The sequence below is a fragment of the Streptomyces sp. GbtcB6 genome, from assembly GCF_019091475.1.
GTDB classification, from domain to species: domain Bacteria; phylum Actinomycetota; class Actinomycetes; order Streptomycetales; family Streptomycetaceae; genus Streptomyces; species Streptomyces hyaluromycini.
The window spans coordinates 1-236 of record NZ_JAGXJL010000468.1 but is presented as its reverse complement, the minus strand read 5'-3'; the positions used below and the strand labels follow the sequence as shown (position 1 = coordinate 236).

The 236-nt window shown below is 65.3% G+C and carries 1 pseudogene; it reads right to left on the bottom strand.

The features are described from left to right. Positions 1–236: pseudogene (locus tag KVT45_RS55695) on the bottom strand (DNA-directed RNA polymerase subunit alpha); the annotation flags it as partial.

Genomic DNA, 236 nt, shown 5'->3' with positions numbered 1-236 from the left:
AGCTCCATCTCCAGCTTGCCCTTGCCGTTGAGCGTGGCGAGGACCAGATCGGGGTTGTGCACCTCGACACCGGCCGGAGGCGCGATGTCGGCGGCGGTGACCAGACCCGGACCCTGCTTGCGCAGGTACATCACGACCGGCTCGTCGTGCTCACTGCTCACGACCAGCTGCTTGATGTTGAGGATCAGGTCGGTGACGTCCTCCTTGACGCCCGGCACGGTGGTGAACTCGTGCAG